The organism is Nonomuraea sp. NPDC047529 (assembly GCF_040642995.1).
Lineage (GTDB): Bacteria > Actinomycetota > Actinomycetes > Streptosporangiales > Streptosporangiaceae > Nonomuraea.
On record NZ_JBEYTJ010000020.1, the window covers coordinates 151745 to 167600 of the forward strand.

Annotated in this window: 14 protein-coding genes; 2 read left to right on the forward strand and 12 right to left on the reverse strand. The window is 72.3% G+C overall.

Annotated features, from left to right (window positions below):
• Position 1 precedes the first annotated feature (1 nt).
• Genes ABZ815_RS29140 through ABZ815_RS29170 form a run of 7 tightly spaced genes read right to left on the reverse strand, consistent with a single transcriptional unit; the run spans position 2 to position 8089 of the window.
• Positions 2 to 1600 carry an ABC transporter ATP-binding protein gene (locus tag ABZ815_RS29140; protein WP_357703356.1) on the reverse strand — a complete coding sequence of 533 codons (1599 nt, stop codon included), beginning with the start codon at positions 1598 to 1600 and terminating at the stop codon, positions 2 to 4.
• The gene (locus ABZ815_RS29145) at positions 1597 to 2682 is read right to left on the reverse strand and encodes a serine hydrolase domain-containing protein (RefSeq protein WP_357703358.1); all 1086 of its coding nucleotides are present in this window, start codon (positions 2680 to 2682) and stop codon (positions 1597 to 1599) included. The genes ABZ815_RS29140 and ABZ815_RS29145 overlap by 4 nt, the downstream gene beginning before the upstream one ends.
• A complete protein-coding gene (locus ABZ815_RS29150) occupies positions 2679 to 3857 on the reverse strand; it encodes an anhydro-N-acetylmuramic acid kinase (RefSeq protein WP_357703360.1) in 1179 nt (392 codons plus the stop codon). The genes ABZ815_RS29145 and ABZ815_RS29150 overlap by 4 nt, the downstream gene beginning before the upstream one ends.
• Positions 3854 to 4753, reverse strand: a complete 900-nt coding sequence (gene murQ, locus ABZ815_RS29155; RefSeq protein WP_357703362.1) for an N-acetylmuramic acid 6-phosphate etherase — start codon at positions 4751 to 4753, stop codon at positions 3854 to 3856. Before murQ ends, ABZ815_RS29150 begins: the two co-directional genes overlap by 4 nt.
• Positions 4750 to 5577, reverse strand: coding sequence for an ABC transporter permease (locus ABZ815_RS29160; RefSeq protein ID WP_357703364.1), 828 nt, complete (start codon positions 5575 to 5577; stop codon positions 4750 to 4752). Before ABZ815_RS29160 ends, murQ begins: the two co-directional genes overlap by 4 nt.
• On the reverse strand, positions 5574 to 6542 hold the full coding sequence (locus ABZ815_RS29165; protein ID WP_357703366.1) for an ABC transporter permease: 969 nt from the start codon (positions 6540 to 6542) through the stop codon (positions 5574 to 5576). Before ABZ815_RS29165 ends, ABZ815_RS29160 begins: the two co-directional genes overlap by 4 nt.
• Entirely contained in the window at positions 6542 to 8089 is a 1548-nt protein-coding gene (locus ABZ815_RS29170) for an ABC transporter substrate-binding protein (protein WP_357703368.1), read from the reverse strand. Before ABZ815_RS29170 ends, ABZ815_RS29165 begins: the two co-directional genes overlap by 1 nt.
• An 84-nt stretch (positions 8090 to 8173) precedes the next feature.
• Between ABZ815_RS29170 and ABZ815_RS29175 the strand changes: the two genes are divergently transcribed.
• Both ABZ815_RS29175 and ABZ815_RS29180 read left to right on the forward strand, forming a co-directional pair.
• Positions 8174 to 9058 (forward strand): MurR/RpiR family transcriptional regulator, encoded by an 885-nt coding sequence (locus ABZ815_RS29175; RefSeq protein ID WP_357703370.1) that lies wholly within the window; start codon positions 8174 to 8176, stop codon positions 9056 to 9058.
• A gap of 135 nt (positions 9059 to 9193) precedes the next feature.
• Complete coding sequence (locus ABZ815_RS29180) at positions 9194 to 9712, forward strand: peptidoglycan recognition family protein (protein WP_357703372.1); 519 nt, start codon at positions 9194 to 9196, stop codon at positions 9710 to 9712.
• Here ABZ815_RS29180 and ABZ815_RS29185 read toward each other — a convergent pair.
• The 5 genes from ABZ815_RS29185 to ABZ815_RS29205 form a co-directional block, all read right to left on the reverse strand.
• The gene (locus tag ABZ815_RS29185; RefSeq protein ID WP_357703374.1) at positions 9709 to 10245 is read right to left on the reverse strand and encodes an NUDIX hydrolase family protein; all 537 of its coding nucleotides are present in this window, start codon (positions 10243 to 10245) and stop codon (positions 9709 to 9711) included. The genes ABZ815_RS29180 and ABZ815_RS29185 overlap by 4 nt on opposite strands.
• 208 nt (positions 10246 to 10453) lie before the next feature.
• On the reverse strand, positions 10454 to 11458 hold the full coding sequence (nrfD, locus tag ABZ815_RS29190) for an NrfD/PsrC family molybdoenzyme membrane anchor subunit (RefSeq protein ID WP_357703376.1): 1005 nt from the start codon (positions 11456 to 11458) through the stop codon (positions 10454 to 10456).
• Positions 11455 to 12234 (reverse strand): 4Fe-4S dicluster domain-containing protein, encoded by a 780-nt coding sequence (locus tag ABZ815_RS29195; RefSeq protein ID WP_357703428.1) that lies wholly within the window; start codon positions 12232 to 12234, stop codon positions 11455 to 11457. The genes nrfD and ABZ815_RS29195 overlap by 4 nt, the downstream gene beginning before the upstream one ends.
• A 63-nt stretch (positions 12235 to 12297) precedes the next feature.
• Positions 12298 to 15525: a formate dehydrogenase gene (gene fdh, locus ABZ815_RS29200; protein WP_357703430.1), complete on the reverse strand. Its 3228-nt coding sequence runs from the start codon at positions 15523 to 15525 to the stop codon at positions 12298 to 12300.
• A gap of 5 nt (positions 15526 to 15530) precedes the next feature.
• On the reverse strand, positions 15531 to 15821 hold the full coding sequence (locus ABZ815_RS29205; protein ID WP_357703378.1) for a hypothetical protein: 291 nt from the start codon (positions 15819 to 15821) through the stop codon (positions 15531 to 15533).
• Between the last annotated feature and the right edge of the window lie 35 nt (positions 15822 to 15856).

Below are 15856 nucleotides of genomic sequence, written 5' to 3' on the forward strand. Positions count from 1 at the left end.
ATCAGGCGGCCTGACCCGGGATGGCGGCGAGCAGCTCGCGGGTGTAGTCGGCCCGCGGCGAGTCGAAGATCTCGGCCGCCGTGCCGCTCTCCACGATCCGGCCCGCCTGCATCACGTGCACCCGGTGCGAGATCATCCGTACGACGGCCAGGTCGTGGCTGATGAACAGGTAGCTGAGCCCGAGGTCGCGCTGGAGGTCGGCGAGCAGCTCCAGGATCTGGGCCTGGACCAGCACGTCCAGCGCGGAGACGGCCTCGTCGAGCACGACCATCGCGGGGGAGAGCGCCAGCGCCCGCGCGATGGCCACCCGCTGCCGCTGGCCGCCGGACAGCTCGTGCGGCAGCCGCTCGGCCACCGACGCCGGCAGCGACACCTTCTCCAGCAGCTCGGCGACGGTCTTCGCGCGCTCGGCCGGGGTGCCCACGCGGTGCACGCGCAGCGGCTCGGCGATCGACTTCTCCACGGTGTACCGGGGGTCGAGCGAGGCGTACGGGTTCTGGAAGACCGGCTGCACCCGGCGGCGGAAGGCGAACAGCTCCCGGCGGCCGAGCGAGGTCAGGTCGGTGCCGTCGAACAGGATCCGGCCGGAGGTGATGCCGTCCAGGCCGAGCAGCAGGTTCGCGGTGGTCGACTTGCCCGAGCCCGACTCGCCCACCACCGAGACGGTACGGCCGCGCGGGATCGTGAAGGAGACCCCGTCCACCGCCGTGAACTCGCCGGAACCACCCCTGAGCGGGAACACCTTGCGCAGGTCCTCCACCACGACCAGGTCCCCGGCCGCCTCCTGCGGGCCGGGCTCGGCCACCCGCACCGACGACAGGCTCGGCACGGCCTTCAGCAGCCGCCGGGTGTACTCGTGCCGCGGGTCGGCCAGCAGCTCGGCCGCCGGGCCGGTCTCCACGATCTCGCCCTTGTACATGACGGCCACCACGTCGGCCCGCTCGGCGGCCAGCGCCAGGTCGTGCGTGATGAGGAAGACGGCCGTGCCCATCTCGGCGGTGAGCTGCCCGAGCTGGTCGAGGATGCGGCGCTGGACGGTCACGTCCAGGGCGGAGGTCGGCTCGTCGGCGATGAGCAGCTTCGGCCGGCAGGCCAGGCCCATGGCGATGAGCGCCCGCTGCCGCATGCCGCCGGAGAACTCGTGCGGGTACTGCCCGGCCCGCCGCTCCGGATCGGGGATGCCGACCATGTCCAGCAGCTCGGTCACGCGGGCGCGCGCGGCCCTGCCCGCGGCCAGGCCGTGCACCTCCAGCGCCTCGCCGATCTGGTCGCCGATGCGCATGAGCGGGTTGAGGTTGGACATCGGGTCCTGGGGCACCAGGCCGATGCCCGCGCCCCGGACGGCGGTCATCTCGCGCTCGCTCACCCCGGCCAGGTCACGGCCGTCGAACAGCACCTGGCCGGTCGTGATGCGCCCGCCCGCGGGCAGCAGCCGGTTGACCGCGGCGGCCGTGGTGGACTTGCCCGAGCCCGACTCGCCGACCACGGCCACGGTCTGCCCCGGCAGGATCTCCATCGAGACGTTCCTGACGACGGTGACGTCCTGCTTGCGGGTGCGGAAGGCGACGGAGAGGTCGCGGATCTCCAGGAGCGGGGTCATGCGGTCCTCGATCGGTGGGTGATGGCCTGCAGCAGGCCGGTCCAGAGGGCGTCGGTGGGCGTCGGCACGCCGGGCGTCAGCAGGCGGTTGCTCGCCAGCGCGATCGCGACGTCCCGGCCGGGGACGAACCCGACGACGCAGCCGACGTAGCCGGGGTGGCCGAGCACGGTGACGGTCTCGTCGCGCAGGACGAGCTCGTAGGTGCGGAAGCCGAGCGCCTGGCCGGGGTCGGGGCCGGGGCGGAAGAACTCGCGGGCCACCTCGGGCCGCCACAACCGGTCGTGCTCCTCGTAGCGGGACAGCGCGGTGGCGTAGCGCAGCAGGTCGGGGACGGTGGAGAACAGCCCGGCGTGGCCCGACACCCCGCCGAAGGCGTGGTAGGCGTTGCCGTCGGCGACCTGGCCGAGCACGGGCCCGTGCCGCCAGCCGGCGAAGTCCGCGGCGCGGAAGGGCACCGGGTACGGCTCGGAGGTGTCGAGCATGCGCATCTCGACCCGGTCGTCCAGGGCGCTCATGGCCACCTTGGGGCCCGCCGGCCGCGCGTACGTGGTGTCGTGCAGCCCGAGCGGGCCGGTGACCAGCTCGGCCACCGCCCGGTCCAGGGACGTGCCGGTGACGGTCTCGACCACCCGGCCGAGCAGGATGAAGCCCAGGTCGGAGTAGTGCCGTTCGCGGCCGGGCGGGTAGCGCGGGGCGGGCACCCGCGGGTCGAGGTACATCGGCCACCACTCCCACAGTCCCGCCCGGTGCAGCAGCAGGTCCCGCACGCTGACCTGTTCCGGGCAGCCCGCCGGCAGGTACGCCCCCGCCCGCTCGTCCAGGTCCACCAGCCGGTCGGAGACCAGGCGGATGAGGGCCGTCGTGGTGGCGACGACCTTCGTGACCGAGGCCAGGTCGTGGTACGTGCCGAGGGTCATGGGCGCGTCACCGGCGAGCGCGCCGCCGTCCGTGCCGTCGTCCGTGCGGCGCACGGTGCGGTGGCCGGCGCACTCGGTCAGGTCGAACCACGGCGTGCGCGCCGCCCGTACGACGCCCGCGGGCGGGGCAGGGGCAGGGACGGCGGCGTCGGGGGCAGGGCTCATCGGCGCAGCACCAGGGAGCGCGGGGGCGTGGGCAGCGGGGCGGGCAGGACGAGCGGGTCCGCGCCCGGCGTCAGCGTGCCCAGCACGCGGGCGGCCTTCGCGCCCGTGCCGCCGGGGACCGTGCCCGGCAGGCCGTGGGCGGTCAGCCAGCCGATGAGCGCGAAGGCGATGGCCTCCTTGTCGTCGGCCGGGGCGCCGAGCTCGTCCGACAGGGACACCCGCACGCCGGGCAGCGCGGCACGCAGGCCGTCCATGATGACCGGGTTGCGGCAGCCGCCGCCGGAGACGACGAGTACGTCCACGCCCGCCGCGGCGACGTCGGCGGCCACCGTGCGGACCGTCAGCTCGGTCAGCGTCGCCACCAGGTCGGGTCCGGACGGCTCGCTGCCCGCCTTCGCCGTCGCCGCCTCGACGTAAGCGAGGTGGAACAGCTCCTTGCCGGTGCTCTTCGGCGCGGCCAGCCGGTAGTACGGCTCGTCGAGCAGCACGGCGAGCAGGTGCTCGTCCACCTGCCCCGAGGCCGCGATCCGGCCGTCCTCGTCGAAGCCGCGCGGGTTCAGGCCCCGGCCGGCGACGACGGCGTCGATGAGGGCGTTGGCCGGGCCGATGTCGTAGGCGCTCAGGCCGCCGTCGCGCACGACGGTCATGTTGGAGATGCCGCCCAGGTTGAGCGCCGCCGCGCCGCGCTCGTGGCCGTCCCGCAGCAGGCCGCCCAGCAGCAGGTCGTCGAGCACGGAGACCAGGGGGGCGCCGTGCCCGCCCGCGGTGATGTCGCGGATGCGCACGTCCGAGAGCACGGGCGAGCCGGTGCGCTCGGCGACCCACGCGGGCTGGCCGATCTGCAGGGTGCCGCGCGCGTGCGCGCCCTCCACCCAGTGGAAGACCGTCTGGCCGTGGGAGACGATCAGGTCGGCCGGACCGGCCTGCTCGGCCGCGGCCTCGGCGGCCTCGGCGAAGCACTGGCCGATGAGCGTGTCGAGCACGCACACCTCGGCCAGCGTGACCGGGGCGGGCGGCAGCGCGGCCACCAGCCGGGCGCGCAGCTCGGCGGGGTACGGGGTGCTCGCGGTGTGCAGCACGCGGCCGGTCAGCACGTCGCCGTCCAGGGCGAAGTCGACCAGGGCCACGTCGATGCCGTCGTGCGAGGTGCCGGAGATCATGCCGAGGATCTTCATGCCGGCTCCCCCAGCGCCACCCGCAGCTGCCCTTCGCTGCGTGCCAGCAGCGCCGCGGCCTCCTGCGGGCCGAGCCCGAGCCGGGCTCCGAGCACCGCCTGCTTGACGTTGAAACCGTGCTGGTCGAGCACTCGTTCCGCCTCCTCGCGGTCCACACCGGCGATCGTCCGCACGATCCTGATCGCCCGTTCCCTGAGCTTGCCGTTGCTGGCCTTGACGTCGACCATCAGGTTCCCGTACGTCTTGCCGAGCCGGACCATGACGATGGTCGAGAACATGTTGAGCACGAGCTTCTGCGCCGTGCCCGCCTTGAGCCGGGTCGAGCCGCTGACCACCTCGGGGCCGACCAGCACCTCGATCGCGTGCTCGGCGGCCGCGCTGAGCGGGGTGCCGGGGTTGCAGGACAGGCCCACGGTCAGCGCGCCGCGCTCGCGGGCCCGCCGCACCGCGCCCAGCACGTACGGCGTGCGCCCGCTGGAGGCGATGCCGACCACCGTGTCCAGCGGCCCGATGCCGGCCGCGTCGATCGCCGCCGCGCCTGCCTGCGCGTCGTCCTCGGCGCCCTCGCACGGGTGCACGATCGCCCGCTCGCCGCCGGCGATGACGGCGAACACCTGCTCGGGCGGGGTGCTGAAGGTGGGCGGGCACTCGGAGGCGTCCAGCACGCCGAGCCTGCCCGGCGTGCCCGCGCCCACGTAGACCAGCCGGCCGCCCGCGTGTACCAGCTCGGCGGCGGCCTCGATGGCCCCGGTGATCTGCGGCAGCGCCGCGGCGACCGCGCCGGGGACGGTGGCGTCGGCCGCGTTCATGGTCTCCGCGAGCTCGGCCACGCTCATGGTGTCGATGCCCGCGAAACGCGGGTCTGCCGATTCCGTGGTCAGTTCTGAGAGGTTCACCGCTTGCCTCGGGTTCTGGGGTCGAGAGTGTCACGCAGGCCGTCGCCGAGCAGGTTCAGGCCCACCACCAGCAGGACGACGACCGCGCCCGGCGCGATCAGCGTCCAGGGGGCGATGAACACCAGGCTGCGCGCCTCGAAGATCATCGAGCCCAGCGAGGGGGCGGGCGGCGGCGTGCCCAGGCCGAGGAAGCTCAGCGACGCCTCGGTCAGCACCGCCCACGACAGCGACAGCGCCACCTGGATGACGATGATCGAGGTGATGTTGGGCAGCACGTGCCTGAGCATGATCTGCCAGCGGCTCTGGCCGGTGGAGACCGCGGCCTTGACGTACTCGATCTCCCTGAGGGAGAGCACGGGGCCGCGCGTGACACGGATGAAGATGGGGACGTACACGATCGCGATGGCGACGGCGACCGTGAACCAGTTGCGGTCCAGCACCGAGGCCAGCGAGAGCGCGAGCAGCAGCGGCGGGAACGCGAACAGCACGTTCGTCACGCCGCCGATGGCGCCGTCGGCGAAGCCGCGGTAGAAGCCGGACACCAGCCCGCCCAGCGTGCCGACCACGGTGGCGAAGGCCACCGCGACCACCGCGATGAGCGCCGAGTTGCCGACGCCGGACGCCACCCGGGAGAAGACGTCCCGGCCGAACTGGTCGGTGCCGAACAGGTGCGCCCCGGACGGCGCCAGGAACCGGTCGGGCGGATTCTGGGCGATCGGGTCGTAGGGGAGCAGCCCGGCGAACGACAGCGCCGCCACCACGGCCAGCACCAGCAGCACGATCGTGCCCGCCAGCATGGCGGGGCTCCTGCGCAACGCGGTCACGACGCCCTCACCCGTGGGTCGATGATCCGGTACAGCATGTCGGTCAGCAGGTTGACCAGCACGAACGCCAGCGCGATGACCAGGACCGTGCTCTGCACGACCGCGTACTCCTTCTGCTGGATGCCGAGCAGCACCTGCCGGCCCACGCCGGGCACGGAGAAGATCTGCTCGACCACGACCGCGCCGCCGAGCAGGTAGCCGAACTGCAGCCCGGTCATCGTCACGATCGGCACCAGCGCGTTGCCGAGCACGTGCCTGACCTGGAGCCGGCGCGGCGGCACGCCCTTGGCGCGGGCGGTGCGCACGAAGTCCTCCGAGCGCACCTCCAGCACCGCGGTACGGGTGGTGCGCAGGATCGGCGCGGCGATGCCGAAGCCGAGAACAAGCGCGGGCAGGAACATCTGCTGGAGGTTGAGCAGCGGATCCTCGGCGAGCGTGGCGAAGCCCTGGCCGTTGGGGTTGAACCCGAACGACGCCGCGAAGATCGACAGCAGCGTCGTGGCCAGCAGGAACGCCGGGACCGACAGCCCCGCCAGGCTCACGACCTGGCCGAAGGCGTCACGCGGCGAGTTCGTCCTGGACGCCGACAACATGCCGAGCGGCACGCCCAGCAGCAGCGCCAGCACGATCGAGAACACCGCCAGCTCGAACGTCACCGGCAGCGAGTGCAACGTCATCTCCAGCACGCCCTGCTGCGAGCGGGCCGAGTAGCCGAAGTTGCCGGTGAGCATGTTGCCCAGCCAGGAGAAGAACTGCGTGACCGGCGACTGGTCCAGCCCGTAGTACTGCTCCAGGGCCACGCGCTGCGCCGGGGTGAGCGCGGCCGCCTCCGTGCCGAGCCCCGCGGTGATCTGGTCGCCGGGGATCGCCCGGAGCATGACGAAGACGAACACGGCCACCCCGAACAGGGTGCCGATCGTCGAGGCCACGCGCCGGACGGCCTGGTTGGCGAGGATCCGGCGCATCAGGCGACGGACGTCGTACGCAGGTACTGCAGCGACCCGCTGACCATCGGCACGAACCCGGACACGTTGGAGGTGGTCCCGGTGTAGGTGTAGCTGGTGAACAGCCAGATCCAGGGCGCGTTGGCCTCCAGCTCGGCCGACACCTTCTCGTAGATCGCCTTGCGGGCGGCCGGGTCGGTCGTGGCCTTGCCCTCGGCGAACAGCTTGTCCAGCTCCGGCGAGCTGTACCCGGCGACCTTGTTCAGGTTGCCCTTGCTGGTGAAGTAGCGGGCGTAGGAGCCGTCGGGGTCGGGACGCCCGCCGTTCAGCGCGACGGCCGCGTCGAAGTCGGCCGCCACCCAGCGGTCCACGAACGCGCCGGACTCCAGCACCTCCAGGTCCAGGGTGATCTTCGCCTCGGCGAGCTGCGCCTTGAGGTTCTGGGCCTCATTGACGGAGGTGGCGTACTCGCCCTGGGAGACGATGGCCTTGACCGTCACGCCGCCGGACTTGCCCGCCTTGCCGAGGTACTCGGCGGCCTTGGCCAGGTCGCGGCTCGGGCAGGGGCGCTGGGCCGGGTCGGACTTGAAGGCCGGGGCGGTGATCGGCCCGGTCACCTCGCCCTCGCCGAGCGCGGCGGTGTCGAGCACCTGCTTGCGGTCGATCGCGCACTGGATCGCCAGGCGCACGTTGACGTCCTTGAGGTCGCCGTGCTGCGCGTTGAGCTGGAGGGCGTGGTAGCTGAGCTGCGGCGTCTTGGTGACGGTGATCGTGCCGCCGCCCTGCGCGGTCTGGGCGACCAGCGGGTCGTTGAAGACCGCGAGCTGCACGTTGCCCGACTGCATGGCCGAGACGATGGACGACTCGTCGGGGATCACGCGGAACTCGACGCTGCCCACCTTGGGCTTCTCGGCGCCCCAGTACTTGTCGTTCCTGGCCAGCGTCAGCGACTGGCTCGGGACGCGCTTGCCCAGCGTGAACGGGCCGGTGCCGTTGGGGGTGGCGTTGAGCTTCTCCTCGGTGTCGTCGGAGGAGAGCATCGCCATGTTGACGGTGGCCAGGTTCGCCGGGAGCGCGGCGTCGGGGCCGGTCAGCTCCAGCACCACCGTGCTCTCGTCGGGGGCCTCGACGGACTTCACCGACGCCAGCGACGCCCGCGCCACGGCGGCCGTCTTCTCGTCCATGATCTTCTCCAGGGACGCCTTGACGTCCTTGGAGTCGAACGCGCTGCCGTCGCCGAACGTCACGCCCTTGCGCAGGGTGAGGGTCAGCTTCTTGCCGTCCTCGGACGTCTGCCACGACTCGGCCAGGCCCGGCACGACGTTCAGGTCCTTGTCGAACTCGGTGAGGGTGCCGTAGATGTTCTGCAACACGTTCACGGCGGTGAACTGGGTGGCCTTCCAGGGGAAGAGCGTGTCGGGGTCGGAGGTCACGCCGACGACCAGGGCGCCGCCGGACTTGCCCGTTGCGCCGGTGCTGGTCGCGGGCCCGGAAGATGATGAACAGGAGGTCAGGGCGATGGACAGCACTGCGGCGGCGCCGATCGCGGAGAGCGCGCCACGGGGCATGTGGTCTCCTCAAGAGCAGTAGGTCATAAAATTACGCAGACCCTACCACTGGTGTACTAAATTTCCTCAAGGGGTGGATGACGAATGGTCGAGGACGACGGAAGCCTGCTGATCCGTATCCGGGCCGCCATGCCGGCGTTACGGCCGTCGGAGCGGCGCATCGCCGAGACGTTCACCGGCGATCCGGCCGCCGCCGCGAACCTGTCCATCGCTGAGCTGGCCGCCCGCTGCGCCACCTCGACCACCTCGGTCGTGCGCTTCTACCAGCGCATGGGGTACGCGCACTTCAAGGACTTCCGGATCGACCTGACCAGGGCCGCCGCCCGGGAGGAGCTGACCAGGTCGAGCCTGCCGGAGGTGTCGGGCGACATCGACCGTCACGACAGCCTGGAGGGCATCGTCTCCAAGGTCGCCACCAACGAGACGCTGTCGATCGCCGACACGGCCCGCTCCCTCGACATGGACGCTCTGGCCAGGGCGGTGTCGCTGCTGCTGGCCGCGCGCCGGATCGACACCTTCGGCGTGGGCGCGAGCGCGCTGGTCGGCCTGGACCTGCAGCAGAAGCTCTCACGTATCGGGCGTACCGCGATCAACTGGCACGACGCCCACTCGGCCTGGACGTCGGCGGCCACGCTCGACGCCACCTGCGTGACCGTCGCGGTCTCGCACACCGGCGCGACCGTGGACACGGTCGAGTTCCTGTCCATCGCCCGCCGGTCGGGCGCGGCCACGGTGGCGATCACCAACTTCCGCGACTCGCCGCTGGCCGCCGCCGCCGACGTGACGCTGACGACCGCCGCCCGCGAGACGCAGTTCCGCTCGGGCGCCCTGGGCAGCCGCATCGCCCAGCTCATGGTCGTCGACTGCCTGTTCACCGGCGTCGCCGCGGCCAGCTACGACGAGTCGATGGCGGCCCTGCGCAACACCTACGCGGTCGTCCACGAGCGCACGGTGTACAAGCGGGGCTGAACCGGCGCAGGGCGGCCTGACCAGCACGGAAGGCTTTCTTTGACGGCACGTGAATCTAGTGACAAAAAGTGATGACACAACTACTTTAAGTTGACATTCTGGTGGCGAGGCATCGTCTACCAGGAAAGACACCACATGCAACTGATCACCCGTGCCGACTGGCACGCGAAGAAGCCCAGCACCAGCTACACCCGGCTGGCCTCCACCAAAGGCGTCAAGATCCACTACACCGGCGGGAAGGTGCCCTCCGACCTGCCGGAGGCCGACAACCACGACAAATGCGTCGACCTGGTGAGGGACATCCAGCGCATGCACATGTCCGGCGGGCGCGGCGAGACCTACATCGACCTCGGCTACAACATGGTGTGCTGCCCGCACCGGCGCACCTTCATGGGCCGTGGCCCGCACGTCCTGCCCGCCGCCAACGGCCCGGGGCTCAACTCCGGGCACTACGCCGTGCTCGCCCTGGTCGGCAACACCGGGTTCACCGAACCGAACGACGACCTGCTCAACGCGCTCGTCGACGCCATCGAGTACCTGCGCGAGCACGGCGACGCGGGCAACGAGGTCAAGGGCCACCGGGACGGCTACGACACCGACTGCCCCGGCGACCCCCTCTACCACTGGGTGCGAGGAGGCGCCGAGCGCCCTTAGACCAGGCGGCTCACGTGGGCCAGAGCCTGCTTGAGCAGCACTCCCTGGCCGCCGGTCATCTCCTGCTGCACGGCCGGCGAGGCCGCCTCCTCGGGGGTGAACCAGACCAGGTCCAGGGCGTCCTGCCGGGGCCGGCAGTCACCGGCCACGGGCACGATGTAGGCCAGGGACACCGCGTGCTGGCGCGGATCGTGGTACGGCGTGACGCCCGGCGTCGGGAAGTACTCCGCGACGGTGAAGGGCTGCGGGGAGACGGGGATGCGGGGAAGGGCCACGGGCCCGAGGTCCTTCTCCAGGTGACGCAGCAGCGCGTCGCGGACGCGCTCGTGGAGCAGCACCCGCCCCGACACCAGCGCCCGGCTGACCGTCCCGTCCGCCGCGATCCGCAGCAGCAGGCCCACCCGGGTCACCACGCCGGTCTCGTCCACCCGCACCGGCACGGCGTCGATGTAGAGGATCGGCAACTGGCCGCGCACCGATTCGAGCTCTTCGGGGGCCAGCCATCCAGGCGCGGTTTCGGTCTTTTCGGTCATCTGCCGATCGTATGCCCCGCGCCGCCGCTGACAGCGTAAGCCCCACCGACCGATCCGCGCACGGATCCGGCCAGACCCGGCCGGATCCGGCCGGGCCCGCCCGCACGGGCTCAGGCGCGCCTGGCCGGCCTGCTCCTGCCCGCGATCCAGGACGCCGTGCAGACGACCAGCACGATGCCCATGAACGGCAGGTACTCGGCGACTCTTCTCATGTGAGATCACGCTCCGCTCTCGACTTGGCGAGCCGCTGTCGTTGCGGCTCGACGGTGTACCGGGGGTCGCGCGCCGAGGCCGTCCCGGCGTGGAAGACGCCGAACCGGGTGCACACCGACCCGGCCAGCAGGGCAGCCCCGGCGGCCATCGCCGCGACCCTGCTGCGGCGGCCGAGGCCCTGCCCGAGCAGCGCGCCCGCGACCGACAGCGCCTGCCCCGCCTTGAGCAGCCGGCTGCGCCGCAGCGGCTCGGCGGTCAGGCCCATCCGGCGTTCCATGCGGACGGCCGCCGCGCACTCCAGAGCCGCGCCCAGCAGCGCCACCCGCCGGGCCGGGGCCGCCTGCGCGAGCGGCGCGGCCAGCATGCCGAGCCCGCCCGCCGACGCCGCGGCCGAGCCCGCGAACAGGAACGGCATCTCCCTGAACCCGTCGTGCCAGGCCGGGACCGCCGTGTCGCAGATCAGCGCGGCGGTGTAGGTGGCCAGCGCAGGCCCGGCCAGCCCCGCGCCCACCGTGGCCGCCCGGCCCAGCCGGGGGAACCGCCCGGTCAGCTCGGTGGCCGCGGCGAGCCCGGCCTGCGGCCCGTACGCGCTCAGGATCCAGGTGCCGACGCTCATCGGCGAGGTCACCTTGAACACCCGCAACATGTTGAGGAAGCGCGAGGGCTTGCCCAGGTCGTGGATCAGCGCGTACAGCGAGCCGCCGACCGCGCCCACGGCGGCGACCTTGGCGGCGCGGGCCAGCGCCGGACGTCCGGTCAGCTCGGCGGCGGCCGCCAGCGTGGAGGAGGCCCCGGCCAGGCCGCCGAGGAACAGGTAGCCGGCGATGTCGTGGTCGCTCCAGGGCGTGCCGTTCAGGACCGGCAGGCCGTAGTAGGACTCGGCCTCCGGCTCGGGCGGACGCAGGGAACGCCCGCCGCGGCCCGCCGAGCCGGGCGTGGCCTCGCGCTCGGTGCGCAGGCCGGGCGCGTCGTCCAGGCGCACGTCGGTCTGGTTGCTCATCTGCCCCTCCTCCAGGCCGCCACGGCCATCCCGGCCAGCAGCACCAGCGCCGCCGCGCCGGCGTGCCGCCACATCGACGGCAGATCCGCGGTGGTCACCACCGGGTCCGGCGGCAGGCCGTACACCTGCGGCTCGTCCAGCAGCAGGAAGAAGGCGCCGGTGCCGCCCACGCCGTCGGCGGGGTCGTGGCCGTACAGGCGGGCCGAGGACGCGCCCGCCGCGCGCACCTGCTCCAGGCGGCGGTCGGCGCGTTCACGCAGCTCGTCCAGCTCGCCGAACTGGATGGAGTCCGTCGGGCACGTCTTGGCGCAGGCCGGCTCCTGGCCGACCTCCAGCCGGTCGTAGCACATCGTGCACTTGGCGGCCGTGCCGCTCGTCTCGCGCCGGCCGATCACCCCGAACGGGCAGGCGGGCACGCAGTAGCCGCAGCCGTTGCAGACGTCCTCCTGGACGACGACCGTGCCGTACTCGGTGCGGAACAGCGACCCGGTCGGGCAGACGTCGAGGCAGGCCGCGTGCGTGCAGTGCTTGCACACGTCGGAGGCCATCAGCCAGCGGAAGTCCATGTCACGGGCGCCGGTCTCCTGGTGGCCGAGCGGCTTGCGCTGCTCGACGAACGCGACGTGCCGCCAGGTGTCGGCGCCGAGCCCGACGGAGTTGTCGTAGGACATGCCGGTGAAGAGCAGGCCGTCCTCGGGCACCGCGTTCCACTCCTTGCAGGCCACCTCGCACGCCTTGCACCCGATGCAGATGCTGGTGTCGGTGAAGAAGCCCATGCGCTTGGGCGGGTCGTCGTATCCGGCGTCGAGCGGCGCCCGGTCGAGGTCGAAGGCCACGGCTCACACCTCCGTTCCGGTGTCCTCGGTCACGCCCGCCCGCCGCCGGTAGGCCAGCACCAGCTCCGGCAGGGCCGGGCCGCGTGGCCTGCGTCCCGGGCGGATGTCGGCCGACAGGGCCTTGACCTCCTGGATGTGGGAATTGGGGTCGAGCGAGATCGAGACCAGCTCGTTGGCCGCGTCGCCCCTGGCCAGACCGTTGGGGCCGAAATGGAACGGCAGCCCGATCTGGTGGATGACCTTGCCGTTCAGGTGCAGCGGCGCGATCCGGTCGGTGACCAGCACGCGCGCCTCGATGGCGCCGCGCGCGGTGATGACCGTGGCCCACTCGCCGTGCACGAGCCCGCGCTCGGCGGCCAGCTCGGGCGAGACCTCGCAGAACATCTCCGGCTGCAGCTCGGCCAGGTACGGCGTGTGCCGGCTCATGCCGCCCGCCGTGAAGTGCTCGGTCAGCCGGTACGTGGTCACCACGTACGGGTAGACCGACGCGCCCGGCTCCTCCCCGCTCGGCTGGTAACGGTTGTCCTCGTGCCGGTAGAGCTTGCGGGCCGGGTTGCGCTGCCGCCCGTAGAGCGGGTTGGCGACCGGCGAGTCCTGGGGCTCGAAGTGGCTGGGCAGCGGGCCGTCCACCACGCCCGAGGGGGCGAACAGCCAGCCCTTGCCGTCGGCCTGCATGATGAACGGGTCGATGCCCGACAAGGCCGCCGGGCCCTGCGCCCCCGGCTCGGGCCGGTAGGACGGCGGTTTGCCCTCCTCGAAGTCCGGCACGTCGAGCCCGGTCCAGCGGCCGGCCTCCTCGTCCCACCAGACGAGCTTCTTGCGCTCGCTCCACGGACGGCCGTCGGGCGCGGCCGAGGCCCGGTTGTAGAGCACCCGCCGGTTGGCCGGCCACGCCCACGCCCACCCGGCGGCGACCCAGTCCTGCTCGGCGGCCGGTTGACGCAGGGCGGCCCGGTTGACGCCGCCGGCGTACACGCCGCAGTAGATCCAGCAGCCGCACACCGTCGAGCCGTCGTCCTTCAGCTGGGTGTAGGCGTCGAGCGGGCGGCCCTCGGCGTCCCAGCCGTTGATCTCGGCGAGCACCGCCTCGGCGACCGGCTCGGCCGTCTCGCCCTCGACCGGGTAGTCCCAGGTCAGGTCGAGCAGGGGACGGTCCATCGGGTCGGCGGAACCGGCCAGCTTGCGCCGGATGATGCGCCCGAGGTGGTACATGAACCACAGGTCGCTGCGCGCGTCGCCGTCCGGCTCGACGGCCCGGTGGTGCCACTGCAGCCAGCGGTTGGTGTTGGTGAAGCTGCCGCTCTTCTCGGTGTGGGCCGCGGCGGGGAAGAAGAACACCTCGGTGCCGATCTCGGAGGTGACCAGCTCGCCGGTCTCGATCTCCGGGCCGTCCTTCCACCAGGTGGCGCTCTCGATCAGGTTGAGGTCGCGCACCACAAGCCAGTCGAGCCGCGCCATGCCGAGGCGCTGCATCCGGGAGTTGGCCGAGCCCACGGCCGGGTTCTCGCCGAGCAGCAGGTAGCCCTTGCAGGTGCCGTCGAGCTGCGCCAGCACGGTGTCGTACGTGCTGTGCGAGCCCGTCAGGCGCGGCAGGTAGTCGAAGCGGAAGTCGTTGTCGCGCGTCGCGGCCGGCCCCCACCACGCCTTGAGCAGGCTCACCAGGTAGGCGGGCATGTTCGCCCAGAAGCCGCGGCAGGAGGCGTCGGCGCGCAGGAAGTCGCGCATCTTCTCGTGCTCGTGGGCGTGCGGCATCGGGATGTAGCCGGGCAGCAGGTTGAACAGCGTCGGGATGTCGCTGGAGCCCTGGATGCTGGCGTGCCCGCGCAGCGCCTGGATGCCGCCGCCGGGGCGGCCGATGTTGCCGAGCAGCAGTTGCAGGATGCTGGCCGTGCGGATGAACTGCGCGCCGTCGCTGTGCTGCGTCCAGCCCACGGCGTAGACGAACTCGGCGGTCCGCTCCGGCCCGGAGTTCTCCGTCAGGTGCCGGCAGACCTGGGCGAACAGCTCCGGCGGCACCCCGCACACCCGCTGCACCATCTCCGGCGTGTAGCGGGCGAAGTGGCGGCGCAGGACCTGCAGCACGCAGCGCGGGTGCCGCATCGTCTCGTCCCGCCGCGGCTCGCCGCTGAGCGGGACGCCGGTGCCTCCCTGCACCTCGGGGCGGCCGGCCGGCATGCTGCCCGCCGGGCGGTCGTAGTCCTCGTCCCGCTCGCCGGAGGCCGCGACGGTGTGCATGCCCTCGTACTGCCAGGTGTCGTCCTCGTAGCAGCGGTTCTCCGCGTCGAAGCCGGAGAACAGGCCGTCGAGGTCCTCGGCGTCGCGGTAGTCCTCCCGCAGGATGGTCGACGCGTTGGTGTAGTGCAGGACGTAGTCGCGGAAGAACAGCTCGTTCTCCAGCACGTGGTTGACGATCGCGCCGAGGAAGGCCACGTCCGAGCCCGCCCTGATCGGCACGTGCAGGTCGGCCAGCGCACTGGTACGGGTGAAGCGCGGATCCACGTGGATGACCACCGCGCCGCGCGCCTTGGCCTCCATCACCCACTGGAACCCGACCGGATGCGCCTCGGCGAAGTTCGACCCCTGGATCAGCACGCAGTCGGAGTGCTGGAGATCCTGCAGGAACGTCGTGGCCCCGCCGCGCCCGAACGACGTGCCCAGCCCCACCACGGTCGAGCTGTGGCACACCCGCGCCTGGTTCTCGATCTGCACCACGCCGAGCGCGGTGAGCAGCTTCTTGATGAGGTAGTTCTCCTCGTTGTCCAGCGTCGCGCCACCCAGGCTGGCGATGCCCATCGTGCGGGCCACCCGGCGGCCCTTGTTCTCCCACTCCCAGGTCGCCCGGCGGGTGGCGATGATCCGGTCGGCCACCATGTCCATGGCGGTCTCCAGGTCGATCTCCCGCCAGTCGGCGGCGCCCGGCGGGCGGTGGAGCACCTTGTTCAGCCGGCCCGAGCCGGTGGTGAGCTGGAGGCTGGAGGCGCCCTTCGGGCACAGCCGGCCCCTGCTGATGGGCGAGTCGGGATCGCCCTCGATGTGCACGACCTTCTCGTCGCTGACGTAGACGTTCTGGGCGCAGCCCACCGCGCAGTACGGGCACACCGACTTGACCACGCGGTCGGCGGCGGCCGTCCGGGCCGGGTGCTCGCCCGTGCGCGGCGACTTCACCGCCGCCGCCCGGCCGAGCCTGTCCTTGCCGGTGAGCTGCCGCAGCAGCGGCCAGGAGAACCCCATGCCGCTCACGTCCCCGCCTGGCGCATGCGCCGGTCGCTCCAGGCCCGCTCGCGCATCCAGGCGTGCACGTCGCCGCGTTCGACCGGCCCGACCTCGCGCGGGTTGACCAGCTGCTGGGTGCGGCCGGTCAGCAGGCCCGGCCGTCCCCGGCGGCGCGCCACGGCGTCGCTCCCGTCGGCCGGCACGCCCGTCGCGATCAGGTACGCCCGTCCCGCGGGCACCCCCAGCAACCTGGCGATCTCGGCGTAGTCCAGCCCCTGCGACAGCAGCCGCAGCACCCGCTCCTTGCTCGGCATCGCGTTCCCCCCGGCGCCCGTGCCCCTGGACTTCG

Excerpts from the sequence above, each read along its gene's own strand:
- ABZ815_RS29140 (WP_357703356.1), bottom strand. The coding sequence starts at position 1,600 with ATGACCCCGCTCCTGGAGATCCGCGACCTCTCCGTCGCCTTCCGCACC.
- ABZ815_RS29145 (WP_357703358.1), bottom strand. The coding sequence starts at position 2,682 with ATGAGCCCTGCCCCCGACGCCGCCGTCCCTGCCCCTGCCCCGCCCGCG.
- ABZ815_RS29150 (WP_357703360.1), bottom strand. The coding sequence starts at position 3,857 with ATGAAGATCCTCGGCATGATCTCCGGCACCTCGCACGACGGCATCGAC.
- ABZ815_RS29165 (WP_357703366.1), bottom strand. The coding sequence starts at position 6,542 with ATGCGCCGGATCCTCGCCAACCAGGCCGTCCGGCGCGTGGCCTCGACG.
- ABZ815_RS29170 (WP_357703368.1), bottom strand. The coding sequence starts at position 8,089 with ATGCCCCGTGGCGCGCTCTCCGCGATCGGCGCCGCCGCAGTGCTGTCC.
- ABZ815_RS29175 (WP_357703370.1), top strand. The coding sequence starts at position 8,174 with ATGGTCGAGGACGACGGAAGCCTGCTGATCCGTATCCGGGCCGCCATG.
- ABZ815_RS29180 (WP_357703372.1), top strand. The coding sequence starts at position 9,194 with ATGCAACTGATCACCCGTGCCGACTGGCACGCGAAGAAGCCCAGCACC.
- ABZ815_RS29185 (WP_357703374.1), bottom strand. The coding sequence starts at position 10,245 with ATGACCGAAAAGACCGAAACCGCGCCTGGATGGCTGGCCCCCGAAGAG.
- nrfD (WP_357703376.1), bottom strand. The coding sequence starts at position 11,458 with ATGAGCAACCAGACCGACGTGCGCCTGGACGACGCGCCCGGCCTGCGC.
- ABZ815_RS29195 (WP_357703428.1), bottom strand. The coding sequence starts at position 12,234 with ATGGGCTTCTTCACCGACACCAGCATCTGCATCGGGTGCAAGGCGTGC.
- fdh (WP_357703430.1), bottom strand. The coding sequence starts at position 15,525 with ATGGGGTTCTCCTGGCCGCTGCTGCGGCAGCTCACCGGCAAGGACAGG.
- ABZ815_RS29205 (WP_357703378.1), bottom strand. The coding sequence starts at position 15,821 with ATGCCGAGCAAGGAGCGGGTGCTGCGGCTGCTGTCGCAGGGGCTGGAC.